Genomic DNA, 15,506 nt, shown 5'->3' with positions numbered 1-15,506 from the left:
GTTATATTTACACCACGCTGATGGTGCTGCGCCCGCCGGCGGCCGGTTGCACCAGGATCTTGGTGGAGATCCGCTCCGTCATCTCCTGCACGTGCGAGATCACGCCCACCTTGCGGCCCATCGCCTGCAGGCCGTCCAGCGCATCCATCGCCACCCGCAGGGTTTCCGCATCGAGGCTGCCGAATCCTTCGTCGATGAACAGCGACTCCACCCGCACCCGGTTCGACGACAGCGAGGCCAGTCCCAGCGCCAGCGCCAGCGACACCAGGAACGATTCGCCGCCCGACAGCGAATGGACCGAGCGCATCTCGCCGCCCATGTCCTGGTCGCGCACCAGCAGCGCCAGCGAAGGGCTGGCCGGATTTTGGATGCGCTCGAGCTGGTAGCGGCGCGACAGGTGGTTGAGGTGGGCATTGGCGTAACCGAGCAGCACGTCCAATGTGAACTGCTGGGCGTAGTTGCGGAACTTCTTGCCGTCGGCCGAGCCAATCAAATCGCTCATGCGCGACCAGCGCTGCTCGATCGCCTCCTGCTGCGCAATCTCGGCCAGCATCGATTGCGAGCGCTGGCGCTTGGCGTCGTCCTGCGCCAGCGCCAGTTGCACGGCGGCGGCGCTGTCCTGGGCGGCTTTGCGTTCGGCCAGCAGGGCGTTGAGGGCGGTCGCCAGCACGGCTACTGGCGCCGCTGGAACTGCCACCGGGTCGGCCGTTGCATCGGTATCCACATCGGCAACGCGCGCTGGCGGCGCCGCCAGCTGGTGCTGCGCGCGCTGGCGCTGGCGTTCGGCCAGCACCGTGGCGGCATGGTCGGCGGCGCGGTCGATTGCGGCCAGCGCTGCGCGTTCGGTGTCGATGGTGGCTTGCGGTTGCGCCAGCAGTGCGTGCAACTGCTCGAGATCTCCCACCTCGGCACCGGGTTCTCGTTGCCGGAAGTCGGCCAGCCATTGCACCAGTTGCCGGCGCGCGGAATCGGCCGCCGTGCCCAGGGCATTCAGGCGGTTGCCGGCCTGGGTTTGCGCCTCGTCGGCACGCACGCGTGCTTGCGCGGCCTGCTGCGCTTCGTGCTGGCGGCTGGCCAGCAGCGCGCGCGCCTGTTCGATGGCGGCGACCAGCATGCGTTCCACCGCGCCCACTTCGCGCCCTTCCCACAGCGCCATGCGCTGGTCCTGCGTTTCCCTCAGTGCGGCGTCGGCCTGGGCGTAAGCGTGGCGCACGCCCAGCGCATCTTCGCCGGCGCGGTTGACGGCGTCGTGCAGCGCTTTCATTTCTACATCGAAACTGGCCAGCGAGGTGCTGCGCTGGTCGTGGGCGTCGCGCTGCGCCAGCCACTGCCGGCTCTCGGCCTGGCGCGCCTCGTAAAAGCGCGCCGGCGCTGCGCTCCACTCGTCCTTCCAGCCATCGTTGGGCAGGTCGCCGCCGGTAAAGGCCGGGTCCAGGTCGGCCAGCAGGTCGGCCAGGGTGATCATCACTTCGCCGCGCTGGTCTTCCAGCGCCTTGGCTTCGGCAGACGCTTGCGCCAGCGCGGTGCGGGCCTGGGCTGCCGTATCGGTCAACTGCTTCATCTCGGCCGCTGCCGCTTCGTAAGCGGCTTGAGCCTGGTCGCGCGTGGCGCGCGCCGCGCTCAGTGCGCGGTCCTGCTGCTCGATCGCCTGCAGGTTGGTGCGGGCGGTGTCCAGTTCGGCCGCGAACCAGTCGCGGCGCAGGTGCTCGGCCGGTGGCGGCGCCGGGCTGTCATCGGCCAGCAAGGGATGGTCGCGCCAGGCGGCGCTGGCGTGTTCCAGCGCCTGCGCTACATCACCGGCTTGCGCTGTCAGCGCAGTCAGTTGTTCGCCACTGGCCTGGACGGTGGCGCGTTGCACCGCCTGCTGGCTGACGTTGGCGTCGAACTGGCGGCGGCAGCGCGCCACTTCCGCTTGCAGCGTATCGAGCATGCCCCGCAGGGCCGGGTCGTTGTGGCGGTACGGGTGGTCGTGGGCGCCGCACACGGGGCAGGGCGCATCGGCGGTGAGCGCGGCGCGCAGCTTTTCCACGGTTTCGCCCGATGCGGCTTGCGCCAGCGCCAGCGAGCGTTCGGCTTGGGTGAAGGCGGCAGCCAGGCCGGCACCTTCCTGCTGCGCCGCCGCCAGCAATTGTTCGGCGGTGGCGATGGCGGTGCGCAGTTGCTTGCCCTGCGCGTCGAGCTGGGCGTGGCGCTGCTGGCGCGCATCGAGTTCGAACCACAGCTTTTCGCCACTGGCCAGCAGCTCGCGATGCTGCTGCCAGCCGCTGCGCGCGGTGTGCAATTGCTCGGCGTCGAAGGCGGCCAGTGCGGCGTTGGCGTCCTGGCGCCGTGCTTCCAGGGTTTCAAGCACGGTGGCCGACTTTGCCAGCCTGGCGGCCGCTTGCGCCTCTTCGTCGCGGTGGGCCTTGGCGGCGCGCTGCACGCGGGCCAACTGCTCGTTCAGACGCTCGGCCTGGCCGGCGGCATGGCCGGCCTGCACGAACAGCACATCCCAGCGTTCCCACGACTGCGCCAGGGTTTGCCATTGGCGGTGCTGCGCCAGCCACGTGGCGCCGGCTTCCACCTGCGCTTCCAGGCGGCGGCGTTCATCCTGCCGCGCTTGCAGTGCTGCCCTGGCGGTGGCCTCTGCCTGGTTGGCTTTCTCGCAGGCGCTGGACGCCTGGCGCCACGCCGGCAGCATTGCTTCCACGCGGGCGTCGAGCGCCTTGGCCTGGTCGAGCTGTGGCCCGGCCGTGCGCTGCGCGTTTTCCGCTTGCTGCACTTGCACGGCGGCCTGCTGCTGGCTGGCATTGGCGCGGTCCAGTTGCAGCGCGGCGTCGGCCATGGCCTGGGCGCCGGCAGCCAGCGCCGCTTCGGTGGCGGCGATGTCGGCGTCGATGCGGGCGATGTCATTGGCCAGCGGCCGCGCCGCCTGCACGGCCACCAGGTGGGCCAGGGCGGCGCGGCGCGGGGCGGACGCCGCCACGTCCGCAGCCGTTTGCTCGCAGGCCTGGCGCGCGGCCAGTTCGTCCTGTTCCAGTTGCTCGGCCTGGCGATGCCAGCGCAGTTCCTGCTCCAGGTCGGCCTTGCGTTGTTCCAGAACGTGCAGCGCTGCGGTGGCTGCTGCTGCCTGCGCTTCGATCTCTGCGCGTTCGTCGGTGGAGAGTGGCTTCTGGTCGGCCAGGCGGGCGTTGAGTTTTTGCAGCACCTGTTGTTCGAGCTTGGCGCGCTCGAACGCGCGCATCGAGATCTCGGTATAGACGGTGCTGCCGGTGAGGGTTTCCAGCAGTTCGCCGCGTTCGTTGTCCTCGGATTTGAGAAAGGCGGAAAACTCGTTTTGCGCCAGCAGCACGGCGCGCGTAAATTGTTCGAACGACAGGCCGATGCGGCGTTCGATCTCGCCTTTGACTTCGGTCTTGGTGGCGCCGATCGGTTGCAGCGCCGGCAGCAGGTGCAAGGTCATGGCGGTCGGTTGCAGCGCGCCTTCCACCCGGGTGCGCGAACGGCGCACGCTCCAGCGCGCGCGGTATGCCGCGCCGTCGTTGCCGATGAAGTCCACCTCGGCGTAGCCATCTGCCGTGCCGCGCCGCAGCAGCGTGCGGGTATCCTGCGTGGACACGGTCTCGGTGCCCACGTCGGCCAGCATGCTGCGCCCCGATACCTTGAGCAGCCGTGGCGTGTCGTCGTACAGCGCCAGGCACAGAGCGTCGAGCAGGGTGCTCTTGCCGGCGCCGGTGGGGCCGCTGATGGCAAACAGGCCGGTGGAGGCGAGCGGCTCCTGCTCGAAGTCCACGGAAAATTCTCCTGCCAGCGACGCCAGGTTTTTACCGCCGATGCGCAAAATTCTCATGGCAGCATCAACTCCGCAAAGGCGCTCAACTGGTCGGGCGGCGCCTGGTTGCCGAAGCGCTGCTGGTACAGCTGGCGGAAGATGTCGTCGGGTTTCAGCTGCTCCAGGCGGTCGAGCGTCATCACTTCCGCATCCACTGCCGATCCGCGCGCCGCGCTCGACGTTTCGATCTTTGCCAGCCGTACCGGCTTGCCATCCAGCGCCGCCTCGATGCGGGCGCGCAGGCCCGGCTCGGGCGCATCGAGCCGCACGCGCACTTCCAGGAACGGCTGTTCTTCGGTCGGCGCGTCCGGCACATCCAGCGCCGCCAGTTCTTCCAGCACCTGCGCGATCAATGCCGGCCTGGCGGGCACGCGCAGCAGTTGCACTGCGCGCGGTATCGCAATCGGCGCGATCTCGCGCACCGCATCGCCATCGAGGTCGATGCGCAGCACCTGGTGCTGGTAGCCTACCTCGGCGAACGACAGCGGGATCGGGCTGCCGCAGTAGCGGATGTGGTTTTGCTTGCCCACCGCCTGCGCCAGGTGCAGGTGGCCCAGCGCCGCGTAGGCGATGGCCGGATCGAAGATTCCGGCCGGCAGCATCTCGGTGCCGCCGATGACGATGCGGCGCTCCGAGTCGGCCGACATCTGGCCATCGACCATGTGGCAGTGGCCCATGGCGACGATGGCCTGGCCGGGCTGGCGCCTGGACAGCGCCAGTTCCAGGGCCTGCCTGTAGAGCAGGGCGATGCCGGCCAAATAGGGATCGGCTGCGTTCTCGGAAGGATAGTCATCGGCGGTCTTGCGCGGCACATCGCCCGGGCGCAGGAACGGCACCGCCAGGCACCATGCCTGCACCGAGCCGTCGGCGCCAGTGAGCGGCAGCACCAGGGCATCGAGGTCGATGGCGCCATCGGCGTGGCGCTGTACGGCGCCTATCACCCGGGTGCCGTGCGCTTCGAGCAGCGGACCCGGTGCTTCCAGCCGGCCCGGCGAATCGTGGTTGCCGCCCACGACCACCAGGTTCAGGTGCGGCATGCGCTCCTTCGCGCGTTGCAGGAAGCGGTACAACTGCTTTTGCGAGGCCGACGAGGGGTTGGCATTGTCGAAGATGTCACCGGCGATCAGGAGCGCGTCCACGCGCTCGGTCTCGATGGTATCGAGCAGCCAGTCGAGGAAGCGCTGGTGTTCGTAATGACGTTCGAAATTGTGCAGGGCTTGGCCCAGATGCCAGTCGGAGGTGTGCAGCAGACGCATGAATTAAGAATAAACAACCGGGAAAAACACAATATAGCGCATCCGGGCCGCAAGCCAGCCTAAAATATCGCGTGTGCCGGACGTTCGGCAGTGCGTAGTTACCCGAGTAAAGGATCGATCTTGAACAACACCGGTACGGTGGAAACACCATGAGTTTGCCCCCAGCGCCTGCCCGCCTGCTCGGCGCCGACGGCCAGCCGCTGCTGGGCCGCTATGCCGGGCAAACCGGCCAGATCGACTGGACCGGCCTGGCGCCGCCGTTCGCGCATGGCGCGCTGTGGCGCCGCCTGCACCACAAGCGCTGGCATTACGTGGCGCTGTGCACAGAGCGCGTGTTTTGCGGCGTGGCGATCGTCGATCTGGGCTGGACCAGCACCGCGTTTGCCTATGCGTTCGACCGTAACGACGGCGACATGCTGGCCAATTTCTCGGCCGATGGCCGCCTGGGCCGGCGCGGCCGGGTGGCCGACCACTCGGGCGGCGCCAGCTATTTCGCGTCGGCCAAGGGCCGTATTGCACTCGAACCGTCGGGTGCGGGCAGTTTCAGCTTGTCGGTCGCCTGCGATCACCTGGAAATCGACGCCGCATTCGGCCCACCCAATGCGCCGCTGCTGCTGGCGGTGGGCGCAGTAGCGGGCGGCGCGGTCCATTCCACCCAAAAATCGTCGGGCATGCCATTGACCGGCGAAGTGCGCACCTGGCGCGAGGAATACGACCTGGCCGGCGGCGTGGCCAGCTTCGACTACTCGAACGGCCTGCTGGCGCGCAATACCGCGTGGCGCTGGGCGTCGGCGCACACGCTCGATATGGGCTTCAACCTCCAGGCCGGCTACTTTGGCGCCAACGAGAACGCGCTGTGGCTCGACGGCCAGGTGCACGCGCTGGCGCCGGCCCGCTTCCTGTACGATGCCAAGGATCCGCTATCGACCTGGCATATCTTTACCGAAGACGATTTGCTCGAACTGCACTTCACGCCCGAGGGGGCGCGCCGCGACAACCGCAAGAAACTGGTCGCGGCGACCCGCTTTTTGCAACCGGTCGGCGCTTTCACCGGCTGGGTGCGGGGCACGCCGGACGAACCGAAGCGCATCGTCACGCAGATGATGGGCGTGACCGAGGACCACCGGTCGCGCTGGTAGCAACCCTGGTAGCAGCATATAAAGAGGGCCACATGAGCATCAAGCATCTCGACCGGTTGTTGGCTCCTCGATCGGTGGCCGTGATTGGCGCGTCGAACAAGCCGCACCGCGTGGGCACCCGCGTGCTGGTCAACCTGGCCGCCGGCGGCCTTGTCATGACCGGCGCCATCTGGCCCGTCAACCCCAAGTACACCGAATTGCGTGGCATGGCTTGTTACCCGCGTGCGGCGGCGCTCCCCGAGGCGCCCGACCTCGCCATCATCTGCACGCCGGCGGCCACCATCGCCGGCCTGATCGAGGAACTGGGTGCGCGCGGCGCCCGCGCCGTGATCGTCATGACGGACGTTAACGGACGGGCGCAGCGCCAGGCCTTGTTGGCTGCTGCGCAGCCATACCAGCTGCGCATCCTGGGACCGGGCAGCATCGGCCTGCAAGCGCCGGCGCTGGGGCTGGACGCCAGTTTTACCCATTTGCCGGCAGGCGCGGGCAAGCTGGCGTTCGTCTCGCAATCGGGCGCGCTGGCAGGGGCGGTGCTGGACTGGGCCGGCCAGCGCGGCATCGGCTTTTCGCAGTTCGTCACGCTGGGCGACGACGTGGACATCGATTTCGGCGACCTGCTCGACTACCTGGCCGCCGATGCCGCCACCGAGGCGATCTTGCTGTGCGTGGAAGACCTGCGCTCGGCGCGCAAGTTCATGTCGGCCGGACGGCTGGCGGCGCGCGCCAAGCCGGTGATCGTGTTCAAGTCGGGGGTACGGCAGGATCTCGATGATGGCGCCGACCTGGTGTTCGACGCTGCCATCCGCCGCGCCGGCATGCTGCGCGTGCACTCCACCGAAGACCTGTTCGATGCCGTGGAAACGCTGGTGCGGCGCCGTCCGCAACAAGGTGAGCGGCTGGCGGTGCTGACCAACGGCGCCGGCCTGGCGGTGATCGCGGCCGACGCGCTGGCAGCCGGCGAGATCCGTCCGGCGCCGCTCTCCGGTGTTACGCGCAAACGCCTGGGGCAGCAGGGCATGGCGATCGCAGTCAATGCTGGCGCCCATTCGGCTGCTGACTCGGCGATCAACCTGCCGGCTGACGCGCCGGTCGAGCTGTATGTCGCGGCGGCAGAGGCGCTGCTGGCCGACGACCAGACCGACGCGCTATTGCTGCTGCATGCGCCCACGCCGATGGTGGCCGCCGACGCCATCGCGCAGGCCCTGGCGCCGTTGTTCCAGGCGACCGGGCGCAATGTGCTGACATGCTGGCTGGGCGGCGCCTCGGCAGCCCGGGGGCGGCGCCAGTTTGCCGACGCTGGCCTTGCCACTTTCGACACGCCGGAAACAGCGGTCCATGGCTTTTTGTACATGGCGCAGTACCGCCGCAACCAGGCCTTGCTGATGGAAGTGCCGGCCGGCGTGCCCGGCACCGCAGCGCCACCGCGGGCGGCGGCGCGCGCGCTGGTCAAGGCGGCGCTGGCGGCCCACCGTGAGGAGCAGGAAAAGAACAAGGAAAAGAACAAGGAAAAGAACAAGGGGGCGGTGATCCTGAGCGACGACGAGGCGCGCAGCCTGCTGGCCGCGTACGGCATCGCGTTGGCCACACCGCAGCAGGCCGCGCTGGCCGGCCATACGCCGGCGGCGGTGCGCATCGAGATCGGTATCGACCGGGTGTTCGGGCCGGTGGTGTTCTTCGGCCAGGGCGGCCCGGCGGCCGACGTGTCGTCCGGCCTGGCGGCCGACCGTACCGCCGGGTTGCCGCCGCTGAACATGGTGCTGGCGCGCGACATGGTTGGCCGCACCCGTATCGCGCGCCTGCTGGCGCAAGGCCAGACCGCCGCCGACGCCGAAGCGCTGGTGCGCACGCTGGTGCAGGTGGCCGACATGCTGACCGATCTGCCGGAACTGGCCCAACTCGACCTCAACCCGGTGCTGGCCATCGGCGGCGCGGTGGTGGCGCTGGGCGCGCGACTGCAACTGGCAGCGCCGCGCAGCCGCCGAACGCTGGCGATCCGGCCGTATCCGCAGGAGCTGGAGCAAACGGTGGCGTGGGGCGGCGGCGAAATCGTGCTGCGGCCGATCCGCCCCGAGGACGCGGCCCAGCACCAGGCCTTCTTCCACGCGCTCGATGCCGACGACGTGCGGCTGCGGTTTTTTACCGCCATGCGCGAGCTGCCGCCGTCGCAACTGGCGCGCCTCACCCAGATCGACTACGACCGCGCCATGGCCTTCATCGCCACCCGGCCCAACCCCGTTGCCGCTGCCGGCGGCGGCGCCGAAACCCTAGGCGTGGTGCGCGCGGTGATCGATCCCGCCAACCAGAGTGCCGAGTTCGCCATCATCATCCGCTCGGACCTGAAGGGCCAGGGACTCGGCTACATCCTGTTCGGCAAGCTGGTCGATTACCTGCGCTCACGCGGTACTGCCGAGATCGTTGGTGATGCGCTGGCCGAGAACCTCGGCGTGCAAAAACTGGTGCGTCATTTCGGCGGCGTGGTTTTGCCGCACCAGGAAGCTGGAATGGTGCGGCTGCAACTGCCATTGCAGTAGATTTCGCTTTTTGGTTGTTATATATTGGCTACTAATTCATGCACTGTCTTGGGCCGGGTTTGTCCTGGGTCAAGGCATTAGTGTCGGAATTATTTACACTTTCTTCTTCCGCTCTCGCTGTCTCGCCATGGGCGCGCAACTTCAGTTTTGGGAGTCAGAATGTTAACAGCCACATATACCCTGGTCGCGCTGTCGGTGGAGCAAGCCAGCGTCCGCCTCAGTCTGCAATCGTTCCAGCAATACGTCCGTAATACCTTGCTGCAGCAAAACAGCATCACGCTCTCGCAGCTCGAATTCGCTTGCGAATCTCTGCACAAGCTCTACCAGGCATGTCACTGGCGCAAGACCGAAATGTATTTGATCCCCGCGCTGCGCCAGACCACCGAGCGCGCCGACCACCTCTTAGACGAGCTGAACCGCTTGAACCAGTCAGCGCTCACCGCGATTCGCAACCTGCAGGAAAAGATGGGCATTTTTGCGGGCATGCAGGACTTCCGCGTCGAACATGTGTGCCACAGCATCGAAACCTTTTGTTCGTCGATGTTGAAGCGGCTGGAAAAAGAAGAGCAGGAGCTGTTTGCGATTGCCCGTGCAGCGTTTGCCGGCGATACCTGGTTTTCCATCGCCAACCAGCTGATGATGCACGACAAGCACCTGGAAGAGATGAAGCGTTGCGCGCCGGCAGCCGTGGCGCCGCGTGCTGCGGCCAGGCAACTCACCGACGCGCAGATCACGATTCCTGGGCTGCAGGTATTGCCGATCGTCGAGGAAGACGCCTCCGAGGAAACGTCACCGCGCACCGGACCGGTCCGCGTGCGGCCGGCGGTGCGGCATGGCCTGCTTGACGAAGCCCTTGCCAAATAAGAAGCTCATGACCCGATACGGTCCCGAATCGTACGCCCGCCGGGCAAATTCTCCCTGCTTTGCTATGATGGTGGTTTCTCCCACCTCCATAGCGCCCCATGTTCGATTTCATCTTTAAGCGCACTACCGCCCAAACCCAGGCCACGCCCAATGCTCCGGGCGCAGCGGAGACGGGCGCTGCCGCGTCTGCGGCTGCGGCTTCGACCAGCCGCCGTGACGAGCAGGCGCAACGCGCCGCCGCGCTGGCCGGTGACGAAGCTGGCGCCGTGGCCCTGATCCTGCAAAGCGAGTTTGCCGGCGTGCGCCTGGCCGCTGCCGAGCACGTGCAATCGCAGGCCGCGCTGGAACAGGTGCTGGCCGCGATGCGCAACACCGACCGCCGCGTGGCCAAGCTGATGCAGGGCCGGCTCGACGCCATCCGCTACCAGCAGGCCGAGCTGAAAAAAGCCGAGGCGTGCCTGGACCAGGCGCAGCGCCTACTCAAGGAAGAAAAACTCACCCCCAACCAGGTTGCCGAACTCGACCGCCAGTGGGCCATCACGTCGGCGGAGCCTGCCGTGGCCGAGCCGTACGCGGCCGCCCGCGCGGCGCTCGGTGCTCGGTTGGAGGCACAGGTCGCGCTGCAACGCACGATCATCGACGCCATGGCCGTGGTGCGCCAGCTGCCGGACGCCGGATTGCCGGCGGACCAGGCCGAGCAAACGCTGGCGCGCCACGCTGCCGACCTGGCCGACTACCAGCAGGCGCCCGAGCACGCGGCGCTGCCACGCCATTTGCTGTCCGATTACAACCAGGCGATCGAGCAGGCGCGCACCGCGCTGTCCGCTGCCGCCCGCCAGGCGACGGCTGCGACTCCTGCAACTCCTGCACCTGCCGCTGGTGTAGCCAGTGCTGCCGGCGCCACTGCTGCGCCAGCCGGTGCCGCTGACGCCGGCGCCACTGCGCCAGCCGCCACCGATGCCGCAACCGATCCTGCAGGCAATGCCGGCACCGATACCTCCGCACCGGCCGCACCCCCGGCCAAAAAGGAACGCCCACCGAAACCCCAGCAATCGAAGGAAGTGGAAAAGAAATTCCTCGAAACACTGGAAGCGATGGAAGCTGCCCTCGAGCAAGGCTCGCTGCACGCCGCCGCCGAGCACGACAAGTGGCTCAAGGATCACAAGATTCGCCTCTCGCAACAGCAGACCGACCACCTCAACCACGTCCGCGCCCAACTCAAGCGCCTGGCCGACTGGGCGCGCTGGAGCGGCAATGTCTCGCGCGAAGAACTGGTCAAGGCGGTGGAGGAATTGCCGGCCCAGGGCCTGTCGATGAGCGAACTGGCCCAGAAGGTGGGCAGCATGCGCGAACGCTGGAAGGAACTCGACGCCGTCTCCGGCCACGCGCCCAAGGGCCTGTGGGAAAAGTTCGACGCCGCCTGCACCGCCGCCTACGCGCCGGCCGCCGCCCACTTCAAACACCTGGCCGAAGAACGCCACGCCAACGCCGCCAAGGCCCAGGCCCTGATCGATGAAACCCTTGCCATGGCCGAAGCCGCCGCCGATGGCGCCGACCTGAAGAACGTCGCCGCTGCCGTGCAGCGCCTGCGCCAGGTGTGGGGCCGGCTGGGCGCCATCGACCGCAAGGAAAAGCGCAAGCTCGACCAGGCCTTCGACAAGGCCCTGGCGCACATGCAGGCGCCGCTGTCCGAGCAGCGCAAGATCGAGGCCGCCAAACGCGAGGAGCTGATCGCCGAAGCCGAGCAGTTGCAGCCAGCCGACCGCCACACGCTCGACAAGCTGCGCCGCCTGCAGGAACGCTGGCAGGAACTGGCCAAGGCGCTGCCGCTCGAGCGCAAGATCGAGCAGGCGCTGTGGCAGCGCTTCCGCAGCGTGTGCGACGCGATTTTTGCCAAGCGCAAGGAAACCGCGCACGCCGCCGACCACGAGCGCAAGGCCCATCTGCATGCGCGCGAAGACATCTGCAAGACGCTGGAAACAGCCACCTTCAGCGGCGAAGACAAGGCGCAACTGGCGGCCATCGCGCAAACTTTGCGTGACGCCCAGTTGGCGTGGAATGGCGCCGGCGTGGTGCCGCGCGCAGCCGAGGCCCGCATCAACGAGCGTTACCAGGCCGCAGCGGCCAGTGTGCAAGCGCAGGCCGACGCCATCAAGCGCCGCGCCGGCGCTGCCCAGGCCAATGCACTGCGCGACAAGCTGCGCCTGGTGCAGGCGCTGGAACAGTCGATTGCAGGGCAGGGCGAGCAACTCGATGCCGATGCCTGGCAAGCGCGCTGGACTGCGCTACCACCGTTGGGCGGCGATTACGACAAGGCGCTGCAAGGCCGCTTTGCCGCCGGTGTGACCGCGCTCGAAGCTGGCCGAGAAGCGTACGCCAAACAGCTGGAAGCCAATCGCACCAAGCTGCTCGACGAAGTGCTGCGCCTGGAAATCGTGGCCGGTGTCGATTCCGGCGCCGAGTTCGCGCGCGAACGCTTGAAAATGCAGGTGGAAGTGCTGCAATCGTCGCTCAAATCGGGCCAGAAGCCGCTGTCGGCCACTGCCGCCTACCTGCAACTGTGCGCGATGCCGGCGCTGGCCGACGACCGCACGGTCAGCCGCATCGAGCAGCTGCTGCGCCGGATCGGCGGTTCGGAGCGGGCATGAGTCTGAGTGACGTCCGGATCCAGACCGAAGACTTCGACCTCACCACCGAGGTGGCGCGCCTGCGCGCCGCCAACCCGAAGATCGGCGCGGTGGTGACGTTCGTCGGCGCCGTGCGTGATTTGAACGACGGCGCGTCGGTTGCCGAGATGGAGCTCGAACACTACCCGGGCATGACCGAGCAGTCGATCGCCGTCATCATCGAGCAGGCGAAATTGCGCTGGCCCACCTTCGGCGCGCTGGTGATCCATCGCGTGGGGCCGCTCAAGCCGCTCGACCAGATCGTGCTGGTGGCGGCCACCGCCGCGCACCGGGGCGAGGCGTTTGCCGCCTGCGAGTTCATCATCGATTACCTGAAGACCGAAGCGCCGTTCTGGAAGAAGGAAGTCACGCCAGGCGGCGCGCGCTGGGTCGATGCGCGCGTCAGCGACGATGCGGCGCTGGCCAAATGGCAGGGGGCTGCCTCTGCCTGATGTTGTCTGAAGTATCTTGCCGCTGCCCTTGAAAATGTGATCGTACAACCCTATCTGTGCGCTAACCTACATCTATCGGAGCATCACCATGCGGCAAGATAAACTCACCACCAAACTCCAGGAAGCGCTGTCGGACTCGCAGAGTCTGGCAGTGGGCAACGACAACCAATACATCGAACCAGCACACCTGCTGCTGGCGCTGCTGAACCAGGATGACGGCAGCGCCCGTTCCATCCTGCAGCGCGCCGGCGTCAACGTCGGCGGCCTGACCAAGTCGCTCAAGGATGCACTCGACCGCAAACCCAAGGTCTCGGGCACGGGCGGCGATGTCCAGGCCAGCCGCGAGCTGGTCAGCGTACTCAACCTGGCCGACCGCGAAGCGCAAAAACGCGCCGACCAGTTCATCTCCAGCGAAATGGTGCTGCTGGCCCTCGCCGAAGACAAGTCCGACGCCGGCACCCTGGCCCGCGAGAGCGGCCTGACCCGCAAGGCGCTGGAAGCGGCGATCGACGCCGTGCGCGGCGGCGGCAAGGTCGATTCGCAAGAGGCCGAAGGCCAGCGCGAGGCGCTCAAAAAATACACCTTGGACCTGACCGAGCGCGCCCGCGCCGGCAAGCTCGACCCCGTGATCGGCCGCGACGACGAAATCCGCCGCGCGATCCAGGTGCTGCAACGCCGCAGCAAGAACAACCCGGTGCTGATCGGTGAGCCTGGCGTGGGTAAAACCGCCATCGTTGAAGGCCTGGCGCAGCGCATCGTCAACAACGAAGTACCCGATTCGCTCAAGGGCAAGCGGGTGCTGGCGCTCGACATGGCCGCGCTGGTGGCTGGCGCCAAGTACCGTGGCGAGTTCGAAGAACGGCTGAAAACGGTCTTGAAAGAATTGGCCATGGACGAGGGCCAGACTATCGTCTTCATCGATGAAATGCACACCATGGTCGGCGCCGGCAAGGCCGATGGCGCCATGGACGCGGGCAATATGCTGAAACCGGCGCTGGCGCGGGGCGAGCTGCACTGCGTGGGTGCCACCACGCTCGACGAGTACCGCAAGTACATCGAGAAAGATGCCGCGCTCGAACGCCGCTTCCAGAAAATCCTGGTGGACGAGCCGAGCGTGGAAGACACGATTGCGATCCTGCGCGGCTTGCAGGACAAGTACGAGCTGCACCACAAGGTCGCCATTTCGGACGCCGCCATCATTGCGGCGGCGGAATTGTCGCACCGGTACATCACCGACCGCTTCCTGCCCGACAAGGCCATCGACCTGATCGATGAAGCGGCGTCGAAAATCAAGATCGAGATCGACTCCAAGCCCGAGGTGATGGACAAGCTCGAACGCCGCCTGATCCAGCTGAAGATCGAGAAGGAAGCGGTCAAAAAGGAAAAGGACGAAGGCTCGCGCCGCCGCCTGGACCTGATCGAGGAAGAGATCGAGCGCCTGCAACGCGAACTGAACGACTACGAGGAAATCCTCAAGGCCGAAAAAGCGGTGGTGCAGGGCAGTACCCACATCAAGGAAGAGATCGAGCGCATCAAGTTGCAAATGGAGCAGGCCACGCGCGAGAGCAACTGGCAGCGCGTCTCGGAACTGCAATACGGCCGCCTGCCCGAACTCGAAGCGGAACTGAAGCAGGCGGAAACGGCAGCTGCCAACGGCGTGTCGCTGGAAAAGAACACGCCGCCAAAACAGCGCCTGCTGCGCACCGAGGTGGGCGCCGAAGAGATCGCCGAAGTGGTGTCGCGCGCGACCGGGATTCCCGTTTCGCGCATGATGCAGGGCGAGCGCGACAAGCTGCTGCACATCGAGGAAAAGCTGCACGAACGCGTGGTGGGCCAGGACGAGGCGATCAATGCCGTGTCCGACGCCATCCGCCGCTCGCGCGCCGGCCTGTCCGATCCGAACCGGCCATATGGTTCGTTCATGTTCCTGGGACCGACCGGCGTGGGTAAAACCGAGCTGTCGAAAGCGCTGGCCGGCTTCCTGTTCGACACCGAGGAATCGATGATCCGCATCGACATGAGCGAATTCATGGAGAAGCACTCGGTCGCGCGCCTGATCGGCGCGCCGCCCGGCTACGTCGGTTACGACGAGGGCGGGTATCTGACCGAGGCCGTGCGCCGCAAGCCGTATAGCGTGATCCTGCTCGACGAGGTGGAAAAAGCGCACCCGGACGTGTTCAACGTGCTGTTGCAAGCGCTGGACGATGGCCGCATGACCGACGGCCAGGGCCGCACCGTGGACTTCAAGAACACGGTGATCATCATGACGTCCAACCTGGGCTCGCATAAAATCCAGGCGATGGAAGATTCCGACCCGTCGGTGGTCAAGCTGTCGGTGATGGCCGAGGTGCGCTCACACTTCCGTCCGGAGTTCATCAATCGGATCGACGAGATCGTGGTGTTCCATGGCCTCGACGAGAAGAACATCGGTGCGATTGCCAAGATCCAGCTGGCGATCCTGGAAAAACGCCTGGCCAAGATGGAAATGGCGCTCGAAATCACCGACGCCGCCCTGCAAAAGATTGCCGAGGCTGGCTACGATCCGGTGTACGGCGCGCGTCCACTCAAGCGCGCGATCCAGCAGCAGATCGAAAATCCGCTGTCCAAGCTGATCTTGCAGGGACGGTTTGGGCCGAAAGACGTGATTCACGTCGATGCGGAAAACGGCGAGCTGACGTTCAAGTAACAGGTAGCGGCTAACAGTCAGCCGCAGAGCCGTCATCCCCGCGCAAGCGGGGATCCATAGACATGCTGCGCCGTCGAGCAAACACTGTTCAACGGACGCAT

General features: G+C 66.7%; 8 protein-coding genes. 6 read left to right on the top strand and 2 right to left on the bottom strand.

Going from position 1 to position 15,506, the window contains the following annotated elements; translation table 11 throughout:
• Window positions 1–7: 7 nt before the first annotated feature.
• Complete coding sequence (locus tag J2X54_RS10585; RefSeq protein ID WP_310180478.1) at window positions 8–3,829, bottom strand: AAA family ATPase; 3,822 nt, start codon at window positions 3,827–3,829, stop codon at window positions 8–10.
• Window positions 3,826–5,067: an exonuclease SbcCD subunit D C-terminal domain-containing protein gene (locus tag J2X54_RS10580; RefSeq protein WP_310180475.1), complete on the bottom strand. Its 1,242-nt coding sequence runs from the start codon at window positions 5,065–5,067 to the stop codon at window positions 3,826–3,828. Before J2X54_RS10580 ends, J2X54_RS10585 begins: the two co-directional genes overlap by 4 nt.
• Before the next feature lie 149 nt (window positions 5,068–5,216).
• On the opposite strand from J2X54_RS10580, the gene J2X54_RS10575 reads away from it, so the two are divergent.
• The 6 genes from J2X54_RS10575 (at window position 5,217) to clpB (ending at window position 15,405) form a co-directional block, all read left to right on the top strand.
• Window positions 5,217–6,206 carry a DUF2804 domain-containing protein gene (locus tag J2X54_RS10575; RefSeq protein WP_310180474.1) on the top strand — a complete coding sequence of 330 codons (990 nt, stop codon included), beginning with the start codon at window positions 5,217–5,219 and terminating at the stop codon, window positions 6,204–6,206.
• Between the two features lie 32 nt (window positions 6,207–6,238).
• Window positions 6,239–8,737: a GNAT family N-acetyltransferase gene (locus J2X54_RS10570; RefSeq protein ID WP_310180473.1), complete on the top strand. Its 2,499-nt coding sequence runs from the start codon at window positions 6,239–6,241 to the stop codon at window positions 8,735–8,737.
• Window positions 8,738–8,896: 159 nt separating this feature from the next.
• Window positions 8,897–9,601 carry a hypothetical protein gene (locus J2X54_RS10565; protein ID WP_310180472.1) on the top strand — a complete coding sequence of 235 codons (705 nt, stop codon included), beginning with the start codon at window positions 8,897–8,899 and terminating at the stop codon, window positions 9,599–9,601.
• A 98-nt stretch (window positions 9,602–9,699) separates the two neighbouring features.
• On the top strand, window positions 9,700–12,249 hold the full coding sequence (locus J2X54_RS10560) for a DUF349 domain-containing protein (RefSeq protein ID WP_310180471.1): 2,550 nt from the start codon (window positions 9,700–9,702) through the stop codon (window positions 12,247–12,249).
• Complete coding sequence (locus J2X54_RS10555) at window positions 12,246–12,719, top strand: molybdenum cofactor biosynthesis protein MoaE (RefSeq protein WP_310180470.1); 474 nt, start codon at window positions 12,246–12,248, stop codon at window positions 12,717–12,719. Before J2X54_RS10560 ends, J2X54_RS10555 begins: the two co-directional genes overlap by 4 nt.
• 88 nt (window positions 12,720–12,807) lie before the next feature.
• Window positions 12,808–15,405: an ATP-dependent chaperone ClpB gene (gene clpB, locus J2X54_RS10550; protein WP_310180469.1), complete on the top strand. Its 2,598-nt coding sequence runs from the start codon at window positions 12,808–12,810 to the stop codon at window positions 15,403–15,405.
• Window positions 15,406–15,506 lie beyond the last annotated feature (101 nt).

Origin of the sequence: Duganella sp. 3397, from assembly GCF_031456625.1 — a bacterium.
GTDB classification, from domain to species: Bacteria; Pseudomonadota; Gammaproteobacteria; order Burkholderiales; family Burkholderiaceae_D; genus Rugamonas; species Rugamonas phyllosphaerae.
This window is presented reverse-complemented; position numbering and strand designations above follow the sequence as displayed.

Bases quoted from the DNA above. Each gene is read 5' to 3' on its own strand.
- J2X54_RS10585 (WP_310180478.1), bottom strand. From the start codon at position 3,829: ATGAGAATTTTGCGCATCGGCGGTAAAAACCTGGCGTCGCTGGCAGGA.
- J2X54_RS10580 (WP_310180475.1), bottom strand. From the start codon at position 5,067: ATGCGTCTGCTGCACACCTCCGACTGGCATCTGGGCCAAGCCCTGCAC.
- J2X54_RS10575 (WP_310180474.1), top strand. From the start codon at position 5,217: ATGAGTTTGCCCCCAGCGCCTGCCCGCCTGCTCGGCGCCGACGGCCAG.
- J2X54_RS10570 (WP_310180473.1), top strand. From the start codon at position 6,239: ATGAGCATCAAGCATCTCGACCGGTTGTTGGCTCCTCGATCGGTGGCC.
- J2X54_RS10565 (WP_310180472.1), top strand. From the start codon at position 8,897: ATGTTAACAGCCACATATACCCTGGTCGCGCTGTCGGTGGAGCAAGCC.
- J2X54_RS10560 (WP_310180471.1), top strand. From the start codon at position 9,700: ATGTTCGATTTCATCTTTAAGCGCACTACCGCCCAAACCCAGGCCACG.
- J2X54_RS10555 (WP_310180470.1), top strand. From the start codon at position 12,246: ATGAGTCTGAGTGACGTCCGGATCCAGACCGAAGACTTCGACCTCACC.
- clpB (WP_310180469.1), top strand. From the start codon at position 12,808: ATGCGGCAAGATAAACTCACCACCAAACTCCAGGAAGCGCTGTCGGAC.